General features: G+C 72.0%; 18 protein-coding genes. 4 read left to right on the top strand and 14 right to left on the bottom strand.

The annotated features are described in order from the left end of the window. Nucleotides 1–2,319: 2,319 nt before the first annotated feature. Nucleotides 2,320–3,582 (bottom strand): hypothetical protein, encoded by a 1,263-nt coding sequence (locus tag WMF45_RS40110; RefSeq protein ID WP_437711296.1) that lies wholly within the window; start codon nucleotides 3,580–3,582, stop codon nucleotides 2,320–2,322. A gap of 57 nt (nucleotides 3,583–3,639) precedes the next feature. Beyond that, nucleotides 3,640–6,318, bottom strand: coding sequence for an O-antigen ligase family protein (locus WMF45_RS40105; RefSeq protein ID WP_437711294.1), 2,679 nt, complete (start codon nucleotides 6,316–6,318; stop codon nucleotides 3,640–3,642). Nucleotides 6,319–6,467: 149 nt separating this feature from the next. On the opposite strand from WMF45_RS40105, the gene WMF45_RS40100 reads away from it, so the two are divergent. Continuing rightward, nucleotides 6,468–7,103: a phenylalanine--tRNA ligase beta subunit-related protein gene (locus WMF45_RS40100; protein WP_437719627.1), complete on the top strand. Its 636-nt coding sequence runs from the start codon at nucleotides 6,468–6,470 to the stop codon at nucleotides 7,101–7,103. A 64-nt stretch (nucleotides 7,104–7,167) separates the two neighbouring features. On the opposite strand, the gene WMF45_RS40095 is transcribed toward WMF45_RS40100, so the two are convergent. After that, the gene (locus tag WMF45_RS40095; RefSeq protein ID WP_437711292.1) at nucleotides 7,168–8,478 is read right to left on the bottom strand and encodes a hypothetical protein; all 1,311 of its coding nucleotides are present in this window, start codon (nucleotides 8,476–8,478) and stop codon (nucleotides 7,168–7,170) included. A gap of 322 nt (nucleotides 8,479–8,800) precedes the next feature. Further along, complete coding sequence (gene metK, locus WMF45_RS40090; protein ID WP_437711290.1) at nucleotides 8,801–10,051, bottom strand: methionine adenosyltransferase; 1,251 nt, start codon at nucleotides 10,049–10,051, stop codon at nucleotides 8,801–8,803. A 263-nt stretch (nucleotides 10,052–10,314) separates the two neighbouring features. Between metK and WMF45_RS40085 the strand changes: the two genes are divergently transcribed. Next, nucleotides 10,315–10,710: a YbjN domain-containing protein gene (locus WMF45_RS40085; protein ID WP_437711288.1), complete on the top strand. Its 396-nt coding sequence runs from the start codon at nucleotides 10,315–10,317 to the stop codon at nucleotides 10,708–10,710. Between the two features lie 18 nt (nucleotides 10,711–10,728). Here the strand turns inward: WMF45_RS40085 and WMF45_RS40080 are convergent, their stop codons facing one another. Further along, on the bottom strand, nucleotides 10,729–11,097 hold the full coding sequence (locus WMF45_RS40080; protein WP_437711286.1) for a PDZ domain-containing protein: 369 nt from the start codon (nucleotides 11,095–11,097) through the stop codon (nucleotides 10,729–10,731). A 413-nt stretch (nucleotides 11,098–11,510) separates the two neighbouring features. On the opposite strand from WMF45_RS40080, the gene WMF45_RS40075 reads away from it, so the two are divergent. Beyond that, nucleotides 11,511–12,464: a CDP-alcohol phosphatidyltransferase family protein gene (locus WMF45_RS40075; RefSeq protein WP_437711284.1), complete on the top strand. Its 954-nt coding sequence runs from the start codon at nucleotides 11,511–11,513 to the stop codon at nucleotides 12,462–12,464. Between the two features lie 49 nt (nucleotides 12,465–12,513). Here WMF45_RS40075 and WMF45_RS40070 read toward each other — a convergent pair whose 3' ends face one another. From WMF45_RS40070 to WMF45_RS40050, 5 genes are all read right to left on the bottom strand, one after another. Next, nucleotides 12,514–13,221 carry an NTP transferase domain-containing protein gene (locus WMF45_RS40070; RefSeq protein WP_437711282.1) on the bottom strand — a complete coding sequence of 236 codons (708 nt, stop codon included), beginning with the start codon at nucleotides 13,219–13,221 and terminating at the stop codon, nucleotides 12,514–12,516. Continuing rightward, complete coding sequence (locus WMF45_RS40065) at nucleotides 13,218–13,781, bottom strand: thiamine pyrophosphate-dependent enzyme (protein ID WP_437711280.1); 564 nt, start codon at nucleotides 13,779–13,781, stop codon at nucleotides 13,218–13,220. The genes WMF45_RS40070 and WMF45_RS40065 overlap by 4 nt, the downstream gene beginning before the upstream one ends. Continuing rightward, nucleotides 13,778–14,299 carry a thiamine pyrophosphate-binding protein gene (locus WMF45_RS40060; protein WP_437325131.1) on the bottom strand — a complete coding sequence of 174 codons (522 nt, stop codon included), beginning with the start codon at nucleotides 14,297–14,299 and terminating at the stop codon, nucleotides 13,778–13,780. The genes WMF45_RS40065 and WMF45_RS40060 overlap by 4 nt, the downstream gene beginning before the upstream one ends. A gap of 4 nt (nucleotides 14,300–14,303) precedes the next feature. After that, complete coding sequence (locus WMF45_RS40055; RefSeq protein WP_437711278.1) at nucleotides 14,304–15,968, bottom strand: isocitrate lyase/phosphoenolpyruvate mutase family protein; 1,665 nt, start codon at nucleotides 15,966–15,968, stop codon at nucleotides 14,304–14,306. Between the two features lie 334 nt (nucleotides 15,969–16,302). Then, a complete protein-coding gene (locus WMF45_RS40050) occupies nucleotides 16,303–16,614 on the bottom strand; it encodes a 2Fe-2S iron-sulfur cluster-binding protein (protein ID WP_437711276.1) in 312 nt (103 codons plus the stop codon). Between the two features lie 80 nt (nucleotides 16,615–16,694). Between WMF45_RS40050 and WMF45_RS40045 the strand changes: the two genes are divergently transcribed. Next, nucleotides 16,695–17,984, top strand: a complete 1,290-nt coding sequence (locus WMF45_RS40045) for an NAD(P)/FAD-dependent oxidoreductase (RefSeq protein WP_437711274.1) — start codon at nucleotides 16,695–16,697, stop codon at nucleotides 17,982–17,984. Between the two features lie 69 nt (nucleotides 17,985–18,053). On the opposite strand, the gene WMF45_RS40040 is transcribed toward WMF45_RS40045, so the two are convergent. The 4 genes from WMF45_RS40040 to WMF45_RS40025 form a co-directional block, all read right to left on the bottom strand. Continuing rightward, nucleotides 18,054–18,395: a hypothetical protein gene (locus WMF45_RS40040; RefSeq protein WP_437711272.1), complete on the bottom strand. Its 342-nt coding sequence runs from the start codon at nucleotides 18,393–18,395 to the stop codon at nucleotides 18,054–18,056. 172 nt (nucleotides 18,396–18,567) lie between these two features. Further along, nucleotides 18,568–19,866 carry a DNA methyltransferase gene (locus WMF45_RS40035; protein WP_437711270.1) on the bottom strand — a complete coding sequence of 433 codons (1,299 nt, stop codon included), beginning with the start codon at nucleotides 19,864–19,866 and terminating at the stop codon, nucleotides 18,568–18,570. Beyond that, nucleotides 19,844–20,650: a zinc ribbon domain-containing protein gene (locus tag WMF45_RS40030; RefSeq protein ID WP_437711268.1), complete on the bottom strand. Its 807-nt coding sequence runs from the start codon at nucleotides 20,648–20,650 to the stop codon at nucleotides 19,844–19,846. Before WMF45_RS40030 ends, WMF45_RS40035 begins: the two co-directional genes overlap by 23 nt. Next, nucleotides 20,647–20,976, bottom strand: coding sequence for a phosphoribosylformylglycinamidine synthase subunit PurQ (locus WMF45_RS40025; protein ID WP_437711266.1), 330 nt, complete (start codon nucleotides 20,974–20,976; stop codon nucleotides 20,647–20,649). Before WMF45_RS40025 ends, WMF45_RS40030 begins: the two co-directional genes overlap by 4 nt. Nucleotides 20,977–21,015 lie beyond the last annotated feature (39 nt).

Genomic DNA, 21,015 nt, shown 5'->3' with positions numbered 1-21,015 from the left:
CGGTTCAGCCGCGGGCGAGCCGAGCGGGTCGAGCAGCTCTGGTCGCTCGACGGAGAGCGGATACGCACGCGGATGGACTGGTCGAGGTCGCGCAGGACGGGCCATATCTGGTCGCTTGTCACCCCGGATCTCACCGGCGACGGGCGCGGCGAGCTCGTGCTCGAGGCGACCTCGGAGCCGGTAGCCCTCACCGCTTATGAGATGCTCGAGGGCGGGGTCTCGCCGGCCGCGGCATACCCCGTCGAGCCTGGCGTCGATATCGCGGCGCTCGACACGGTGGCGGCGACGTCTCCGGCTTTTCCGCGGCTCGTCATCTCCCGCGATGACGGGTTTCTCACGCTGCTCGACGCGTCGCTCGCGCCCACGAACCTGGTGCAGGAGGGGCGCGATCTCCTGCCCGGGGCGCGCGTCGGCGGTTACAGCACCGGTCCGGGCGCCTACGTCGACTTCGGCCGCGCTCCGCTCGCAGCGAAGCTCTCTCCCGGCGACACGGCGGCCAGCGTCGTCGTGGTCGACAGCCGGGGTGACCTCATCCGGATCGCGTCCGAGGGGGCGAGCAATGTCGCGCCCGCCAAGGCCGCATGGCGCGTGATGGACGCGTTCGGCGCCTCCATCGCGCCCTCCGATGGCAATGCGCCGGCGACCCTCGCGTGCTTCAGGCGGCGGCACCCGCTCACCGATCCGGCGAGGTACTCGGTCGCGATGCTCGACGCCAGCGGCGCGCAGACGCGCGAGGTCTCGCTGGAGAAGCCGCCTGCGTGGGACGTGCTGCATGGCGATCTCGATGGAGACGGCGCCCCGGAGCTCGTCGCGCTCACGGTCGACCAGGACCTGCGCACTGACGTGCTCGCCATCGAGCAGAGCGGCGCGGTGCGCTGGAATCAGCGCATCGCCGCGGCGGCCGGGACCCAGGCGGCCGCGCTCGCGGACTGGAACGGAGATGGGGCGCAGGACGTCGCGCTCGCGATCAACTCCGCCCGGGTGCTCTCCGGTCGGGACGGCAGCTCCCTCGGCGAGAGCGGCGAGCCGCTCACCTATTTCATGCCGATCGTCGCCGACGTATCGGGGGACTCGCAGCTCGAGATGACGCTGCAGGGGGGGCGCTTCCCGGCGAGGACGCTGTCGCACGACCTCAGGGCTGCTCTCTGGAAGGGCACGGAGGACAGCCGGCCGTATCCGCACGGTGCGATCGCCGCGTGTGAGGGCCGGTCGCTCCTCGTCGAGGGCTCGTTCATGATGCCGGCGCGCCTCACGTTCACTGAGCTCGACGCCTCCGTCGCCGGGCGAGCGAGCTCCGTGGTCCTCGCCGGCGATGCTGCGTTCGCTGACGAGGAGGCCGCACGTCAGGCGAGCGCCGTCATGGGTCAGCTCGGCGACGTGGCGAGCTCGCGGAACCTCACGGGGCGCGCCTCCGAGGGCAGCACCGTCGTGGTCGGCTCCACGAACGGCTTTCTCTACGCGGTCGACGTGTGCTCGAAGCGCCTCCTCTGGTCCCATCGCTTCGGCAATCCGGTCGGCGCGCCGATCCTCGCGGACACGGACGGCGATGGCAATGACGACATCGTGGTGAGCGTCGCAGATGGCTATCTCTACAACTTACGGCACGAGATCCTGCCAGCGCCCGAGTTCGTCTGGGATGTCGACCCGAGCAGCTCCGATACAGGCGAGGACGTCGACGAGATCAACACGAGAGACACTCTCCATGTGAGATGGTCGAAGGTCGCGGAGGCCATCGCGTATCAGGTGGCGGTCGTGGGCGGCCAGGGCGATTACATCGACTCGCCGGCGTGGCGGAATGTCGGCGACGTCTCCGAGGTCTCGATTCGAGGGCTGCCGCTGCTCGACGGGGCGAAGTATTATGTCGGTGTGCGCGCGGTCTCTGCCGCGGGGCTCTCCCCGGATCGCGGGTCGGACGGCGTGATCGTGAGGATGCCACAAGGCGAAGGAGGCGCTGGGGCTGGCGGGGCCGGGGGTGAGGGAGGCGGGGCCGGGGGTGAGGGAGGCGGGGCCGGGGGTGAGGGAGGTAGTGGCGGGGGTGGCGGGGCCGGAGGTGGAGCTGGCGGCGGCGTTGCCGGCTCCGCAGCTGTGCCGTACGACACGCTCCTTTATGGTCGTGGCTGCGTTTGCTCCGAGGCGCCAGGGCAGCACACGGACTCCTGGACGGCCGGCCTCGGCGCACTGGCCGCCGCGCTCCTCGCCGTCGCGCGGGCCCGCGCGAGGGCGATCGCCCGATCGCGCCACCGCGGGATGCCGCGCGCGCGACGCGCGTTCGTAGCTCCGCGCGTCTGGCGATCTCGTCGGGATCCCTTGCGCGCGGCGCTAGACGCCGAGGGGGCGCCCCAGCGTCAACGCCAGCGCGAAGGCCGAGACCAGCAGGAGCATCGCGACGAGCGCGTATCGCCGCACCGGCGCGTCGGTCAGGAAGGCGAGCCGCGCCACGCCGACGAGCACGGAAGGGCCGAACACCCCGAAATGCCGGATCAAGGGCTCGGGCGCCAGCAGCAGAAGGCCGGCCAGGCTCGCGCTGCTTAGCACGCTGCCGATCGGGAGCGCGCGGCGCGACCGCGGACCGCAGAAGTAGACGCACATGGAATCGGTGATGAGCGGACCCATCCCCGAGACCAGCATGGTCAGCGTCATGGCGTCGCGCGCGGCACCCGAGAACGGCAGCCAGGAGATCGGGACAGCGAAGAGCGTGTAGAGGATCGCGGCGATGACCGAGAGCGCCGCCGCCGCGGGCAGCCAGGAGCGCACGGCGCGCGCGTGCCAGTTCGTCTCGCCCCCCGCCCCGAGCGTGCCCGCGACAGCGCGTGCGGCGAACGCCTGCGACGCCTGCGAGAGGGCGGCGACGAACGACCAGTAGAGCACCTGCTGCCCGGTGCGATGATCACCGATGAGCGGCTGGCTGACGCTGAGCGAGAGCGGATAGACGACGACCGTCGAGAAGTTCGCGATCGAATAGGGGACCGCGTGCCGAACGACGAGCATCGCGTAACGCGCTGCGCGTCGGATCCGGGTGGGGCGCACGAGGAGCAGCGCAGGCGTGGCACCGGCGAACCCGACCGCGACGGACACCGCAGCCGGGCTGCCCGCGAGCGCGGCCGCCATGGAGGCGCCGGGCGAGAAGACGAGGAGCACCGCGAGCGTCTGCAGGAAGCGCCCCTGGAGCTGAGAGATGGGCAAGATGCTCGTCGAGGCGGCGGCGAAGAGCGAGCACGCGCTGAAGAACGCGGTGACCACCCCCGCCATGACGCCCAGCCCGGACCCCAGCTCGTGGGCGAGCGTGACACTGAAGGCGATGAAGGCGATGAGCGCGATCGCGCCGCCCGCGAGCGCGCGCCCGGCCCTGGTCGCCATCGCTCGCGCCCTGCGCGCCAGGGTTGGCGAGAGGCCGGCGGCGACCAGCGCCACGACGACCACCCCTCTGGACATGTAGTTGGCGAGGGCGGCGAGCTCTGCCGGCCCGGCCACGAGCGCGAGCACCCACTGGGCAGCGAGCGAGGCAGCGCGCGGCAGAAGGACGGCGAACGCGACCCCAGTGCCTCCATGCGTCAAGGCGCGCAGCAACGACGACAACTTCACGGAACGATTCGCTCGAGGGAACTGGACGCGCGCACGTGGACGGGGGGCGCAGTCTACCTACGGGTCAAACGAGGGCGCCAGCGCCTTCGCCTTCTCCTCGAGGACCCGCTTGCGCAGCGCAGGGTCCTGCCCCCCGCGCCGCTGCAGCAGGCGCTCCAGCGCCTTCGACGCCTCGATGTGCGCGCCCGCGCGGCTGGCGGCGTCGGCCAGCTTGAGGAGGCGCTCCTCCGTCGGCTCGTCCTGCGCTGCCCGCGCGTAGTAGGTCACGGCCGACGGATGGTCTTCACGCGCCGCGAGCAGGTCGCCGGCCCAGGTCGACGTCGCCGCGCACGCCGCGAGCGTTGTGCACGACGCGGAGAGCAGCTCGCGGAGCGCGGGGAGGAGCTTCTCGGACGAGGCCATCTGCGCCGCCGCGACGACCCGCAGGCGAAGACAGCCGACCCGGTTGTCCAGCCGTTCGCAGCTCCCCGAGAGCAGCTGCTCCGCCTCCGCGCTCTTCTTGCCCAGAAGGAGGAGCCGCGCCCTCAGCTGGACCGCGAAGAACGAGCCGTCGTCGAGGCCCTGCACCGCCGCCGCGTGCGCCTCGATCTCCCGCTCGCAGGCGGCCCTCCGCCCGTCGTCACCGCCGCAGCGGGCGGAGCCCGGGGCCTCCAGCATCGCGAGCAGCGCGTCGCCGGCAGCCCAGTGCGCTCCGACCCGCGCGGGGTCGCGCGCGATCGCCTCCTCCGCGCAGCGCAGGCGCAGCTCGACCTCTTCCCGGCGGTCGCCCGCGGTGGCCATGCGCTCGAGCATCACGACCCCGGCCTTGCCTTCCGGCACGGCCCGCAGCAGCTCCTCCCACGTGTGGGTCCACTGCCGGGCGAGCCCCGCGGCCGTGGCGGTCACGCCGCGGTCGTCCTCCACGGCGAGCCGCAGGCTCAGGAGCGCCTGCTCCTTGACGCCGCGCGACGCGAGCACCTCCGCGAGCAGGAGGTGGGCGCGCCCGTGGCGGCGCGAGCGCTCGAGCGTGCGCTGGAGCCATGGGATGGGGCTCTCGCCGCTGCCCCGGAGCGCGGCGACCGCGCCGAGCAGCGGGAAGTACGGCTCCGCAGGGTGGCGGAGGATCGCCGCGCGGAGCTCCTCGCGGAAGCGCGGCCAGCCGGCGCCGCTCGCCGCGCCGGCGTCGCTCTGCGCGCGCAGCGACCGGCGGTCGTGGTCGACGTCACGCCAGCCGAAGCGCACCATCAGGGAGACGAGCGCGAGCGCGGAGGCCGCGGCGCAAGCCGCCGCCTGCCACGGCCGCCACCGCTCCGGGCCGGGCTCGCCTGCCGGAGCCTCGTGCCGCGGCCGCTCGCCATGGGCGTCACCCCAGAGCGAGCCCAGGGTCGCCGCGAGCGCGATGCTGACGCCTGGCACCTCGAGCCCGAGATCGAACAGGTTCTGGAGGACGAGCACCGCGCAGCCGACCCAGGCGCCCAGCGCCGCCGTGCTCGCGCGCAAGGCGATCTTGCCCGGGCGAAACGCGACGCCGAGCGCGACGAGCGAGGCCGCCGCGACCGGAGCACCCCACTCCGCAGCCCACTGGATCACGACGTTCTCGGCGTGTGTGAACACGATGTTCCCCGGCGACTGTCGGTACGCGGGGAACACCGTCTCGAACGCGCCGCGCCCGATGCCGAGGAGCCAGTGATCCGCGAGCAGCGGGAGCGTCGAGCGAAAGAGCGACAGCTTGTCGAGGTTGTCGTCCGCCATCTCCGCGAGCGTGCGGTTCGTCGCGGCGAGCGCGGCCAGCAGCGCGCCGCCGCCGATGGCCACGCTCAACAGCCACGCCGCCGCGCCCCGGCCGCGGGGGCCGGAGCGGTGTCTGCCGCGCCGCCGCCGCGAGAGCAACGCGAAGAGGGCGAGGCCGAGCGGCAGCACGAGCAGCCCTCCGCGAGACGACGCGATGATGCCGACCCCGACGATCGTGGTGAGCCCGACGCCGGCGACCCAGGGCGGCAGGAGCGGCCTGCTCGTGAGCAGCAGCCCGACCCCCGAGAGGATGCCGAGGTTCAGGTAACCGGCGAGGTTGTTCGGGTTGAGCAGCGGCCCGACGTGCCATGACGCCACCGAGAACCGCGGTTGATACAGGCCGAAGACGGTCGTCGCGCCGAGCAGCCCGTGGGCGATCGTCGTGAGCGCGGCGAGGAACGCGCTGCCGAAGACCAGGGTGATCCCGAGCTTCGCGCCGCGCCGCGCGCCGACGAACGCGGACGTGAGGAAGACGCCGGTATAGGTCAGCCATTTCACGGCCTCCACCAGCGTGGCGCCGGGGTCGAGCGAGACGCTGGCGTACCGCGGCGCCGCCTCGCCGAGCGGCATCAAAGAGCGCGACCAGATGTCGGCGCTCGCCGGCGAGAGCCGCTCGAGCCAGGCGAGCGGCAGCGGCGCGGCCTGCAGCAGCGTATACGCGGTCAAGCCGAGCAGCGTGAGCGCCGGAAGCGTCTTCACGGGAGACGGCTCGCCGGCGAGCGCGCTGGCGCGGAGCGAGAGCGCGGCGGCGATCGCCACGACCGCGGACACCAGGGCCAGCGTCGGCGTATGGACAGCGCCGATGGCGAGCACGGACCCGGCGACGACGGCCCCGAGCAGCCACGGGATCACGCGCTCGGCGAGCGGTGGTGCGGCGCCTCCTGGGCGGCTCCGCGCCGCGGCGCCCATCGAGCGCCGGAGCTCGGCGGGCGACCTCAGCTTCGGGCGTGTGGAGTCCGTCGTCACGGCCGGCCAGGGTAGTCGATCTGCGCGGCAGAGGGACGAGGTCGCTCAGGGCACCATCGAGTCGACCTGCGCACTCCCGGGATCGACCGAGAGAGTGTGAGATGACGAGCATCCATCCAGGAGCGCTGTCGTCGTGTAGAGTGCGCCGCGTGCTCACGCTCTCGGCCCATCCTCTGCTCGAAGTCGCCGCCTTCGTCACGACGTTCCCCGCGCCGCTCGGCGAGCTGCAGGGGAGCGACGCGCTCCGCGGCCTCCTGTCCGACAAGGCCTCGGCCCCGTTCCGCTCGGACGACGCCGTGCGGTCGGCGGTCCGCGATCTGCTCCGGCACGGCGGCTACAAGCCGACAGGCCGGGGCAAGCCGGCCTCCGAGTACCTCATCCGCGCCGCCGAGGGGGGATCGCTCGCGGCCATCAACGCGGCCGTGGACGCGTGCAACGCCGTGTCGCTGCACACGGGCCTGCCCATCAGCGTGATCGATCTCGATCGCGCCCGCCCGCCGCTCCGCATCGAGGTCGCGCCCGCTGGCTCCCGCTACGTGTTCAACGCCTCGGGGCAGGAGATCGACCTCGAGGGGCTCCTCTGCGTCTTCGACGCGGACGGCCCCTGCGCGAACGCCGTGAAGGACGCGCAGCGGACGAAGACGCACGCGGGGACGACGCGCACGCTCTCGGTCCTCTGGGGCAGCCGCGCGCTGCCGGGCCGCGCGGCGGGAGCGGCCGCCTGGTACAAGGAGCTGCTCGCCGGCGTCGGCGCGGCGACCTCGGACGCGCCGATCGCGGCCTGATCGCCCGGCGCGCGGGCCATCGCCTCCCACGCACGCCGGCGCGCCGCCGCTGCCGCGATACGCCCTACGGCGCCGGCGCAGGTGGATCGGGCAGCGTGATCACGCTCTCGTCCTTGTCGGTGAGCCACCGCCAGTTGTCGACGAGCCCGGTCGAATCGAGCTGATGGTCTCCGGCGTCGTACGCCCCCCATCGGATCTTGATCTCCGTGTTCGGCTCCACGGGCGCCGACGTGACCAGCCAGCTCGTCCCCGCGCGGCCCTCGAACCCCGTCCCGAGCAGCTCCCGGATCCCGCGGGTGCACGCGTACACCCTGCCGTCGAGATCGCAGGGAGGGCCGCTGTCGCAGGCGCAGACGTCGATGAAGGTGCTGTTGACGCTCATGGCGTTCCGCTCGCTGTCGAACAGGATGTGGCCATCGATGAGGTTGGCCGGCCGCGGTGAGAGGAACGCGACGAAGTAGTCGTTGAAGCTGTCGCAGACGACGGGCCAGTCGAACGTGACGTAATTGACGTTGAACGCGAAGCCGCGGACGTTCGACGGGACCCGGAGGGTGATCTCGACGGCGGTCGGGTCGGACGGCTTCGCGAGCACCAGATCGTCACAGCCGCGGGGGTCCTTCGGGAAGTCTTCGGGGAAATCACCTTCGTATTTCTTGTCGAAGCCTTGCGGGCTCTCGAACCCCTCGTCGTTCTGCGTCCGCGCCGTGCCGCTCGAGAGGGCGAGCAGCCGCGTGCCCGCCCTCGGCGGGACGTTGGGCCCGAACTTGGGGAGGATGCCGTGCCCGAGATGGAAGTTGGCGAGCAGCTCGGCCTCCTGCGGCGGCGGCGCGCCGTCGACCATGACCCAGGCGGCGGAGACCACGCCCCAGTCGTCGGGCCCGGACGACATCTTGCACAGCTCGACCGCCCTCGCGGCGTTGAGCGGATCCAGGTCGTCGATCGGGATCCCGTCGTCGCACGGCTCGGGCACGTTGTCGGGGATGCCGTCGCAGTCGTCGTCCACGGGCTCCGGCGAGGCTCCCCCTTCTCCAGCGATCGTCGGGAGCTCGAGCGCTCGCGGGTTGATCAGCGCGTTGCAATCGTCGCAGTCGCCGTCGAGCTCCGTGAAGCCGTCGCCGTCGTCGTCGGCGTCCGGCGAGCCGCTGCAGCCCGCGCCCCCCGCACCCACGCCCGCGGACGTGGCGACGGTCGTCGCGTCGGCCGTCGTTTCGGCTGTCGTGGTCGGTGTCCCGCCGGTGCTGGAGGTGCTGGAGGCGCTCGCCGCGCCGCCCTCTCCGACATCAAGGCCGCCTACCGGTCCGATGTTCCCGGTGCAGGCCGTGCCCAGACACCCGGCCGCAGTGATGAAGCTCAAGAAATTCAACCAAGGTTTCATCGGTGCTCCTCGAGGTCGCATGGAACCAGGGAGGTTCGGTCGATCCGGCGATACGGGAGTCGTCGATGATTTTATCAGCAGAAGCGGCCGCAGCAGTCAGCCCATCCCGGCAAATGCCGGTGCTTTTTTGTGAGGTGAATGCCCACATCATGGCCCCCGCATCCGACCCAGGCGCCATGGTCACGAGCGCTCCAGGAGACGCGGGTCGTGGCGACAAAACGCAGAGCGCCGGCGCTTTCACAGCGCCGGCGCTCTCGGCCTCTCCGAGGGGCCGTCCACGGTTCGCCCCGCTCACCCGTAGCGGGCGGAGCGCTCTGAACGATCAGGCCTGGGCGCCCACTTCCTTCTTGCCCTTGCGCTTCGGCTCCTTCTTGCTCCCGGAGCCGTTCGTGGCCGCGGGGACCGCGGCGAGCGTCGGGCGCAGCAGGTCCTCGGCCAGCTTGGCCGCGCGGTCCGTCTTCTCCCAGGTGAACTCGTCACGCCCGAAGTGGCCGTACGCGGCCGTCTTTCGGTAGATGGGCTTCAGCAGGTCGAGCTGCTCGATGATCGCCTTCGGCCGCATGTCGAAGTTCTGCATGATGTACTTCTCGAGCACGTCCTCACCTACGCGGCCCGTGCCGAAGGTGTTCACGTGGACGCCGACCGGCTGGGCGACGCCGATGGCGTAGGCGATCTGCACCTCGCAGCGCGCCGCGAGCTTGGACGCGACGACGTTCTTCGCGACGTAGCGCGCGTAGTAGCAGGCGGAGCGATCGACCTTCGTCGGGTCCTTGCCGCTGAAGGCGCCGCCGCCGTGCCGGCCCATGCCGCCGTAGGTGTCGACGATGATCTTGCGGCCGGTGAGGCCGGCGTCGCCGTAGGGGCCGCCGACCACGAAGCGGCCGGTGGGGTTCACGTAGATCTTCGTGTTCCGATCCATCAGCTTGGCCGGGATGCTCTTCTCGATGATCAGGCTCCGCACCGCGTCGACGATCGTCTTGTGCTTGACCTCGGGGCTGTGCTGCGTCGACACGACGACGGCGCTCACGCGCACGGGCGTCTGGTCTTCGTACTCGATCGTGACCTGGGTCTTGCCGTCGGGGCGCAGCCAGTCGAGCTTCTTGGATTTGCGGAGATCGGCGAGCTTCCGGGCGAGGCGGTGGGCATAGCTGATGGGGGAGGGCATCAGCTCCGACGTCTCGTCGGTCGCATAACCGAACATGAGCCCCTGGTCGCCTGCCCCCTGCTCCTTGAAGAGGCCCTCGCCCTCGGTGACGCCGCGGGAGATGTCGGGCGACTGCTTCTCGATCGCCGTGAGCACCGCGCACGTCTCGTAGTCGAAGCCCATCGCGGCGTCGGTGTAGCCGATGTCCTTGATGGTGTTGCGCACGACGACCGGCATGTCGACCCACGCCGAGGTGGTGATCTCGCCGGCCACGACGGCCATCCCCGTCTTCACCAGGGTCTCGCACGCGACGCGGGCCGTCGGATCCTTCTCGAGGATCCCGTCGAGAATGGCGTCGGAGATCTGGTCGCACACCTTGTCGGGGTGTCCTTCGGTGACGGACTCGGATGTGAACTGGTAACGGCGCATGAATCGCTCCTTCGGCGGACTCGAAATCTGACCTCTACGCATAGTTCGAGCGCGGGGCACCGTCAACGCGAGCCGCGGCCTTCCACGGACAAAAGCGCCGGCCGGACGAGCTGCCTCCGGGCTGTCGGTGTGGACGTGAGGGGTGGACGCGAGGTGGGCGCGAGACCGGACGAGCGGGGGGCGTCGGGCCGTCGATCGGTCGCGCTCTCGGCCGGCGCGCTCGCCCCGAGTGCGCCGCGCCGTCAGAGGCTATGATGCCGCGCATGACGTTCGACGAGATCAAGGCGTGCCTCGAGCGCGAGGGCTGGGCTGTGGAGGTCGTATCCAACGACACCCTGCGCAGCGACTTCCAGGGGGCCGAGCGGCTCTTCCCGCTGTTCGTGCGGCTCGCGCCCCCCTTCGTCGTCTTCGCGGTGATCCCGTTCGTGCGGCTGCCGATGGAGCTCGAAGAGGGCGACGCGATCGTGCGGCGCCTGCTCCAGCTGAACCGCGAGATCAACATGGCCAAGCTCTCGGCCGACGAGGAGGGCGACGTGATTCTCAGCGTCGAGTACCGCCTCGAGGACCTCGATCCGAGCGAGGTGCGCGACGCCGTCGATGTGCTCTCCTTCTACGCGAACAAGCACTATGCCGAGCTCGTGGCGCTCGCCGCGCAATGAGCGGTCACCGGCCCCGCTTCAAGGCAGGATCTGCTCCTCTCTGGGCTTGAGCCCCTCGTGCGCCCTTAGCTCGGTGCGCACGATCCGGACGCGCCGCACGTCGCGCCCGCGGACGACGGTGAGCTCGACGGCGCTCCCGACGGCGCCGCGGAGCCGATCGCGCACCGCTGCCGACGGGAGATCCCGGACATACACGCCATCAATCATCATGATCTCGTCGCCCGGGATCAGCCCCGCTCGCTCGGCGGCGAGGCCCGGCGGCACGTCGCGCACGTAGAGCGCCAGCGACTCGTTATCTCGCCCAAGGACAGCCCCGATGGATCCCACGCTCGCGGTGCACCCCGCGGCCACGAGCAGGAGCGCCGCGCTCCAGGACCTGTTTGCCACCGCGGCACCATAGCGCCGAGGAGCCCCGGCGCGCCGCCATTCTCGCAGGGCGCCCCCCGAAGCGCGCGGCGGGGCGCGGCCGCCACGTCAGACCGGCTCCAGCGGACGCGCGCGCTCGTCAAACGTCGCAACGTCACTGCGCCGCAGGCGAGAGAATGTGATTTTACAGGAAGGGAGCGCCCGAGTGTGCCTGTCGCGTCCGCACGCGAGGTGCGAAGCGCGGTTCTCGGTGGGGCTTCAGGAGCGCAAACAACTACGCGGTTGGTCGCCGGAGGTACGGGATACGCCCTGGAAAGTGCGGCGTGGCGCCGGGACGCGGGCTTGCAGCGAGCTGTCACGCCATGTCCATCGAGAGGTCGCAATCCAGTTGGTCCCCGGGGGCGGCTGTCCTAGAGTCCAGGCCGGGATCGCCGATGCCTGAACCGCGCGCTGCTGCCGAGAGCTCGACACCTGCCGCCCAGTCCGGCGGTGTGCCCGGCGGCTGGAAGATGCGGATGGAGGACCCGCTCAATCGCTACTATCGGTACCCGATCGCGCGCTGGATCGTGCGGGGGCTGATGAGGACGCCGGTCACGCCGAACCAGGTGACGCTGGTTCAGCCGCTCTTCGCCGCGCTGGCCGGTTACCTGGTGACGTTCGATGATCCGGGGCACCTCATCGCCGGGGCGCTCGTGTTCGAGCTCCGCTCCATCCTGGACTGCGTGGACGGCGCGCTGGCGCGGGCGAAGAGGATGGTGAGCCCCGCCGGTCACGCCATTGACGGCCTGGCCGACTGGCTGGGCGTCGTCTTCCTTTATGCCGGCATCTTCTGGCACCTTCACCTTCACCCGCCGCCGGAGGGCCCGTGGAGCGCGACCGTGTCCACGAACGCACTCCTGCTGATCGCGCTGCTCCAGGGGGCGCTGCGCTCTTTCTCCGCGGACTACTTCAAGCTCAAGTACTGCTCGATCTTCGAGACGGGCACCGACGAGACGGCGGACGTGCTGCGCCGGAAGATCCAGGCGCTCGGCCCCTCCTCCTCGTTCTTTGCCCATTTCGATGTCTTCATCGGGCGCATGGGGCACCTCGCGTTCGAGCACGAGTGGTTCGACCCGCGGCGGAGCCGGTCCTCGACCAGCGCGGATCAGGTAAAGCAGCTGATCCGGGAGGAGGCGTCGCCGCTCACGCGCCTCATCGGCGCGCTCTGGGCGATATCGAACGGCGACGCGTTCCTGTCGATGGTGGTGCTGACGCTCCTCGTGAACCAGCTCTGGCTGGGTCAGGTCTTCTTCGCGACGGGCGGGGTCGTCTGGATCGTCGCGGTCATCGGGCTGAACGGCTGGTTCCTCCGCGGCGCATCCCGTCGCGCGAAGCTGGCCGTGGCCTGAGCTCGGCGCCCTGCGCCGCCGAGCTCAGCAGTCCCCCTCAGCGCCCGCTCTAGAGAGCGGCTGCCAGGCGGCGGGCCTTCTCCACGTCTTCTTCGAAGTCGATCTCGGTCCAGGGCAGGTCGTCGACGCGCTCGATTCCGAACGGCACCTCCTGGAAAGCGCGGTCCATCGCGGCCTCGTACTCCTGGTCGAGGCGGCCGGCGGAGACCTCCTCCTCCAGGAGGCGCTGCATCGTGCGACCGCCCTGCGGGCCGACCTTGGCGAAGCCGACGGTCTCACCGGCAAGGTCCCAGTCCTTGCCCACGCGGCGCGCGATCTTGAGGACGCGGCCGGCGCGGACGCCGACCATCATCTCTTCGCCGCTCTCCTCCGAGCTCGCGTCGACAAGCAGGCAGTTCTCGTGGGGCGAGCTCACGAGGCGCCGCAGCAGCGCGGCGGGGTACAGCACGTCGGCGTCCATCCACAGCCCGCCGCCTGACAGCCGGTCGGCCGCCACGTGGAGCGAGACGATGCTGCCGTGGGTGAACCGCGGGTTCTTGACGAGCTCGATCTTCAGCGAAGGGCGGAGCGAGGCGAGCGCCTCCTCGATCATCTCGTGCCGGAAGCCGACGACGATCGTCAGATCGGTGACGCCGCTCTCGGTGAGGTTCACGAGGTGGCGCTCGAGCAGCGTCTTGCCCTCGATCGAGATGAGGCACTTGGGCGCGTCCCGGCCGATGCGCCGGCCGCGGCCGGCGGCGAGCAGGATCGCCCTCATCGGCGCGCCTCGGCCGCGAAGCGGGCGGCGAGCTCCTGCGGCGTCTCCGCGACGCGGCCGATGCCCTTCACGGTGCCGCCGTCGACGAGGGCGAGGACCATGACCGGGCCCGGCTGCACGAGCGCGACGCGCAGCGACGCCTCGAAGGACTCGACGGAGTCGGCGCGGTGCGTGGCGCGGTAGCCGACCGCGCTGGCCACCGACTCGAGCTTCACGTCGCCCGAGATCGTCCGCTGCCCGCCGGTCGAAGCGTGGGAGCGGTTGTCGAGGACGACGTGCACGAGGTTCGCCGGCCGCTCGCTGCCGACGCTGGCGAGCGCGTTCATGCCCATGAGGACGTTGCCGTCGCCGTCGAGCACGAAGATCCGCTTGCGCGGCTGCGCGAGCGAGAGCCCCAGGCCGATCGACAGGCCGAGCCCCATCGAGCCGATCATGTAGAAGTTCGAGGGCCGGTCCTGCGTCGTGTAGAGCTCGCGGCCGATCATGCCGTTGCAGCAGACCACGAGGTCGTCCTTGCCGACCGCCGCCGTGAAGACCTTCAGCGCTTCGAGCTTGTTCATTCGAGCACCCCCGCGGGCACGATGAGCGCCGCCGGTTGCCTGGTGGAGAGCATGACGTCCTTCGCCCACTGCACCTGGGGCCCCATCGGCTCGGCGGCGCGGAGGACGCGGTGCTGGATCTTCATCAGATCGAGGATGGGGAGCATGATCTCGCCCATCATGATGTGCTCCGGGGCGTCGTTGCCGCCCTCGCCGCGCCAGGAGATGACGAGCAGCGCGGGCACCTCGTACATCGTGCTGAGCGACGCCAGCGCGTTCACGGAGACGCCGAGCCCGGAGTTCTGCATCAGGACCATCGGCAGCCTGCCGCCGAGCCAGGCGCCGAACGCCATCCCGATGGCGCTGTCCTCGCGGGTCGCGGAGATGTAACGGGCGCTCGCGTCGGCGTCGAGCAGCGAGACAAGGCCCTTCAACAGCGAGCAGGGCACGCCCGCGAAGAAGTCGAACCCCGCCTCCTTGAGCGCGGCGACGAACTCGGGCGCGTACGATTTGCCTGAACCGTGGGAACCGTGGGACATCGCCTCACTCCTTGATGAGCGCCCAGGCGCGACGGTAGTCCTCGAACGTGTCGATCTCGAGCCACCCCTTGTAAACGTCGATCGCCTGCACGTCCGCGCCGCGGTCGATGAGCTCCTGGAGCAGGTCGGTGAAGCTCGCGTTGCGGAGCGACTCGGCCTCGTGGAAGCCGCCCTTCGCGCGGGTCTCCTGCAGCTGGTGGTAGCAGTCGGTGAGCAGGCGCGCGCCCTTCGCGGTGAACATGGCCATGCCCACGAACTCGCCGTGCGCCTCGCCCGCGGGGATCGCGCGGCCGACGCGGGCCACCCGGTGCGGCGCCTCGGCGCCGACGAAGCGGTAGCCGGCCTCCTGCGCGTCCTTCAGGGCCACGAGGTCGGGCACGCCGCGCGCGTCCTTGGGCCGCTGGCCCTCGGCGTACGCGCGGTCGACGACGATCGAGATGTCCGCCGGGCTCTTGAGGAGCTTCTCGAGGTGGCCGCGCTCGAACACGATGTCGCCGTAGAGGAAGAGGAACGGCCCGCTCAGCTCCTTGGAGGCGCGGAAGAGCGAGGACACCTCGTTCGTCGTCGCGTACTCGTCGTTGTCGTAGAAGCGGACGTTCGGGACCTTGATGGCCTCCTTCTTGTACCCGCGCACGACGGCGACGTCCTTGACGCCGCACGCGTTGAGCACGTCGATCTGCCGCTCGAGGATGCTCTTGCCCTTCAGGTCGAGCATCGGCTTCGGCAGCTCCTCCGTGAGCGGCAGGAGCCCTTGGCTCTGGCCGGCGGCGAGGATGACGGCGGTGACGCCCGGGCTGCCGGAGGGCAGGAAGCTCGACTCCTCCTGCTTCATCTTGTCGACGCCCACGAGCTGGTAGACGCGCTCGAGCGGCACGACCTTGTCGTCGACGCTGCCGGTGTACATCTCGCGCTTCAGCGTCTGGAGCGTCTCCGTCATCGCCTTGATCGACGAGCGGATCGCGTGGTTCGCGAAGATGATCAGCTTGAAGCCGGCCTTGTGCAGCGTGTCGACGCTCGTCGTGCGGTAGATCGTCGGCACGCAGACGAGCGGCGTGTTCGGGCGGTCCCACGCGCGGGCGAAGGAGAGCACCTCGTCCGGGTCCTTGCTCTTCGAGTGGATGAGGACCATGTCGGCGCCCGCGTCCGCGTAGGCGCGGCCGCGGCGGAGCGCCTCCTCCATCCCCCAGCCGGCGATGAGCGCCTCGGTCCGCGCGATGACCACGAAGTCGCGATCCTTCTGCGTCGCCTTCGCGGCGCGGACCTTGAGCGCGTGCTCCTCGACGTCCGCGAGCTCGCGCTTCACGCCGGCGTAGAAGCTGCAGCGCTTCGGGAAGATGTTGTCTTCCATGCAGATCGCCGCGATGCCCGCCGCCTCGTACTCCTCGACGCAGCGGACGACGTTGACGGCGTTGCCGTAGCCGTTGTCGCAGTCCGCGACGACCGGGAGCGACGTGCTGTTCATCATCTTGGCGGCCTGGAGGTTCTCCGCCATCGTGAGGATGTTCGCGTCCGGCACCGCGTAGCTCGCGGAGATCTCGAAGCCGGAAGCCCAGAGCCCGTCGAACCCTGCCTCTTCGCCGATCTTTGCAGAGAGCCCGTTGTGCGCGCCGATGATGACGATCGGCCCGGGGCGGGCCATGAGTTCGCGCAGCTTCCTGGCTTTGGTCACGTCTCGTCCACTCCTCCGCGCGGTGTTGCCATCTCCGCCCGACGGGCGACCGCGGCTGCAGGTGCCGCGGTGCGCGTCCCAGGCGAGCGGCGTCCCGTCGTCACCGCGCGCGGGCAGCTCCGGGGTGCGCCTGATCTCGCTCTCCTCCCCGAGGAGCCGGGCCTCAGAACGGGGCCTGCCTTAACACCGTTCGCCAGTGCCGCCAATGGCAGGGCACGACCGGGGCAGACGATCGCGAGGGCGGCGGAGCGCGCTCCGCCGCGTCGGGACGTGCGCGCTGCGGCGGTGCCCGATGGCGGGCGCGCGCGATGCTCGCCGCGGGCCCCCCGGCCGCTCAGCCCTCGCGGCCGACGACCCCGCGCAAGCGGACCAGCCCGGGGCCCGCGCGGAGCACCGCCTGGCACGCGAGCCTGAGCCGCGGCGGGGCGCCGAGGCGATCGAGCAGATCGCGCTCGCCGCGCGCGGGCGGTTCGAGGAGCTGCTCCCCTTCGACGACCTCGACGCGGCATGTGGCGCAGCGCGCGTCGCGGCACGAGAACACGATCGGAGCGCGCGCGTCGTCGCAGACATCGATGAGCCTGCCCGCTCCCGCCTCCGCGGTGACGGCGGGGCCGAGCGCGCCGTCCTCGAACACGACCGTGGGCACCGCCGATCTCTCCTCCCTGCCCGGCGCGCGACGCCGAGAGCGCATTTTCTCGAGCGTCGGCACGCACTATACGACGAGCGATGACGGATCGCTGGGACGCAATCATCCTCGGCGGAGGGCCGGGTGGGTCGACGCTCGCCGCATCGCTGGCCCGCCTCGGGCGCCGGGCCCTCGTGCTCGAGCGGGAGAGGTTCCCTCGCTTTCACATCGGCGAGTCGCTGCTGCCGCTGTCCCGCGAGGTCTTCGAGCGGCTCGGGCTGGACGAGGAGCTGGACGCGCGCTTCCTCCGCAAATACGGCGCCCGGTTCCTGTGCTCGTCGACGGGGCGGACGCGGACGTACAGCTTCGCCGACGCGTTCGAGCCGCGGTTCGAGTTCGCCTACCAGGTGCAGCGCGACGCGTTCGACCAGCTGCTGCTCCGCCACGCCGCGGAGCTCGGGGCGGAGGTGCGCGAGTCGTGGGAGGCCGTCGAGGTGATGTTCGAGGGCCCCCGCGCCGTCGGGGTGCGCGCGCGGCCCCGCGCTCGACCCGACGGCGCCGGGCCGGAGGAGGCCGCGGCCGCGCGCGCCGACTCGAGCGACGTCGTCGAGCTCCGGGCGCCGGTGATCGTCGACGCGACGGGGCGGGACACGCTGCTCGCGTCGAGGATGCGGCGGAAGGCGCAGCTGGCCGAGCTCGACAAGACCGCGCTGTTCACCCACTACGAGGGCGTGCCCCGCGAGGCGGGGATCCACCAGGGCGACATCCAGATCGTCCTCTTCGAGCACGGGTGGTTCTGGTTCATCCCGTTCCGCGGCGAGGTGACGAGCGTCGGCGCGGTGGTGTCGTCGAGCTGGATCCGGGGCCGGGCGAAGGGGGAGCGGCTCGACGAGCTCTTCGATCGCACCGTCGCGCAGAGCGGCTGGGCGCGGGAGTTCCTCGCGAGCGCGCGGCGCATCAGGCCGGTGGGGGCGCTCGCCGATTTCTCGTACCGGATCGACCAGCTCGCCGGAGACGGATGGCTCTTCGTGGGCGACGCGGGCGGGTTCCTCGACCCGCTCTTCTCGACGGGCGCGCACCTCGCCATCAAGGGCGCCGATCTGGCCGCCACGGCCATCCACCGCGCGCTCGACGCCGGGGACACCTCGCGCGCCGCGTTCTCGGCCTACGAGGCGGAGATCCGCTACGCCGTGGATCTCTTCCTGGGGGTCGTTCAGGGTTTTTACAAAGGCCAGTTCCGGGAGACGCTGTTCGAGCCGAACCAGCGGCCCACGATGCGCAAGCTCATCACCAGCATGCTCGCGGGCGACGTGTTCCACGCCGAGCGGCGGCCGCAGTGGGCGTCGTTCCTCCGGCAGCAGTATCCGGCGGAGGTGCCCGCCTTCGCGTGAAGCGCGGCGGGCGGCCGAGCGTGTGCCTCGTCGCGTGGGCGCTCGCCCGGGCGCTCGGCCGTCCGGCGCTCAGGGGCCGCACGCTTCGCGGTCCAGGACCGCGTCGCTCATCTGCTTGCAGGCGGCCGCGAGCGCGACGCGGGCCTCCGCCCTCGCGTCGCCCTTCAGCGCCTCGTCGTCGGCCTCCGCCCTGGCCTCGAGCACGTCGCGCGCGATCCGGATCGCGGCCTCGTGGCTCTTCCTGCTCTCCGCGGGCAGCTTGCTGGCGCAGGTGGTCATCGTGGCCAGGTAGCTGTCGCAGGCGTCGACCCCCGTGCTGTCGAGGTCGGCCTTCCCCGGATCGCCGCCTGCTTTGCCGCAGCCGAGGGCGAAGGTGCCCCAGAGAAGAAGTGCCAGGTGAGCTCTCGCCATCGTCGCGCGCGCCGGAGCGCCGCGCGCCGCTGGAGGCCGGAGCTGGCCACCTCGCGCGCTGCCCGGCGCCCGCGCACCCTGCCATGAGCCCGCGCCGCGGGGCAATTTTCGGTGGCTCAGGCGCGGCGGCGCGCCCTGCCCTGCGCCTGCGCCGCGGGGAGAGCCTGGCGGGTCAGGCGCGGATCAGCAGGATGGCGTGCTCGTGGCGCGGGCGGCGCTGGAAGGCGCGCGCCGTGGGGCGGTGGAAGTGGGGGCGCGGCTGCGACGCGACCGCGCGGACCGCGAAGCGCGCGCCGGACGCGGCGGCCCTGACCACGTCGACCGCGTAGACCGGCGCGCCGGCGACCACGCTGTCGGCGATCAGCAGCACGAGCGGCGCGCCGCTCCGGAGGACGCGCGCGAGCGCGGTGAGCACGCCGCCGAGCTCGTCGCGCCAGCGCGCGCGGCCCGCCTCGGGGCCGAGCGGGTCGAGGTGCCGGCGGGCCCCGATCTCGTCCTGCTCGAAGCGGGCGCTGCGGAGCCGGAGCCAGCGCAGCCTCGCCTCGTGGTGGGCGAGGTAGTCGTACACGCCCGGGTAGGGCGGCGACGTGATCGCGAGGTGGACGGAGCCGGCCTCGACGCCGCGGAGCACGCGCGCGTCTCCCTCCTCGACGAGCGCGGGCGGGCTCGCTGCGAGCGGCACGGCGACCTCGGCGAGGCGCTGGGCGAGCTCCTCCGCCTTGCGGATGAAGAGCCGCGCCGGATAGCCGGCGGCGATCCGCCGCGGCAGCTCGTGCTCCGACGTGTCGGACGTGCGGCGGCTGAGCTTCGTCAGGATGGCGGAGAGGACGAGCTCGAGATCGGCGCGGAGCGCGTCGGCGCCGTGGCCCGCGAGGCGGTCGAGGCCGACGCGGAGCCCGTCGAGCTCGAGGAGCACGTGCGGCTCGAACAGGGCGACGTCCTCGGGGCCGTACCGGCGGCTCGGACCGGCGCGCGCCTTGCGGCGCTCATCGGCCGCGGCCGCGACCTCGCGGGCGGCGGCGACGAGCCGCTCGCGCTCGCCGGGGGTGCTGCCCTGCACCTTGAGGCGGGCGAGGCGCACGGCCAGCGGGTTCGCGTCGACGCCGATCGCCGCCCGGCCCGAGAGCCGGGCCTCGACGAGGACGGTGCCGCTGCCGCAGAAGGGGTCGAGCACCCGCTCGCCCGGCCTCGAGAGGCCCTCGATCAGCCGGCGGGCGGTGTCCGGGTGCATCCGGGCCGGGTAGCTGTGGAACCCGTGCACGTGCGCGCGCGCCGCTTCCTCCGCCGTGCTCGAGCTGGCCACGTCGAGCGCGTGGGCGAGCTTCGCGGCGCTCTCGGGGTCGCCCTCGAGCACCGTCGCGCCGCCGATGTGGGTCAGGGCGCGGCGCTCCTGGGACGCGGGCCGGCCCGCGTGGGCCTTCTGCTGCGGGCCTGGCTTCGGCTTGGGATCAGCGCTTCGCGGGGTCGACATGGGCGGTCCGTTGCGTCAGGGGCTCGGCGGCGAAGGCTTCCTCTTCGGCGGCGAGGGCGTGCGCCACGCTCTCGGCCCCGGCCTCGCCCCGGTCTTCGTCGCGCGCCGCGCCGACGCGCAGCTTCGGCGCATAGCCGAACTCGCCCGCGGGGCCGATCGCGCCGCGCACGACGTCGTTGACCTCCAGCAGGGCGAGGAGCTCCTCGGCCTGGGACTCGGCGATGCGGAGGGTCGAGGCGAGCCCGCCGGCGGTGAGCGGGCCCTCGGCCTGGCGGGCGACGTCGGAGGCGACGGAGACCCAGGCGGCGTCGAGCGCGGGCGCGATGTCCCGGCTCCGCGACTTCGCCCGCCGGAGAGCCCAGAGGGCGAAGGCGCCGACGGGCGCCATGGTGAGGAGCCCGGCGGTGAAGAGCCCGACGCTCGCGCCGAGGACGAGCAGCAGCACGGCGAACAGGAACAGCTCGAAGCCGAGCAGCGCGCTGGCCGCGACGCCCGCGGCGCGCCAGACCGAGCGCGCCGAGGCCGCCGCGCGCGCCTTCTGGAGCAGCGGCACCTCGCGGCCGGATCGCTCGACGCGGGCGTCGGCGACGGGGACGCGCGGGCCTCCGCAGGCGTCGCACGCGAAGCGCAGCTCGAGGTGCGCCGAGGCGCCGGTCACGCCGCCGCAGTGCGGGCAGGCCTCGGCGCGCGCGGCCGCGCCGCACTGCGGGCAGCGATCGCCCTCCGGCGCGAGCGCCGCGTCGCACACGCGGCAGCGGGCGGCGCCGGGCGACGCGTCGCTCACGGCGCGCTCGCGGATGGGGCCGAGCGGGCGCCGCCCACGCTGCGCAGCACGGCGTCGAACAGGGCGCGCCCGTCCGCGCGGTAGTGGCCCTGGAAGGGCTCGCTCATCCGTTCGGGGTGCGGCATCAGCCCGAGCACGTTCCGCCGGGGCCCGCCGTAGATGCCGGCGATGTCCATCGCCGATCCGTTGGGGTTCGCGTCGCCGCCGACCAGCCCCTCCCGGTCGCAGTACTGCAGCGCGATGCGGACCTGGAGCACGTCGCGGAGCGTATGGATCATTTCGGCGTCGGCGCTCGAGCCCGGGAAGATGACCACGGTCGCGTGCATGGGCGTCGACGTACTCCGGTTGCCGGCGCTCGGCCAGGG

It is taken from the genome of Sorangium sp. So ce448 (genome assembly GCF_051520915.1).
GTDB lineage: Bacteria > Myxococcota_A > Polyangia > Polyangiales > Polyangiaceae > Sorangium > Sorangium cellulosum_B.
This window is presented reverse-complemented; position numbering and strand designations above follow the sequence as displayed.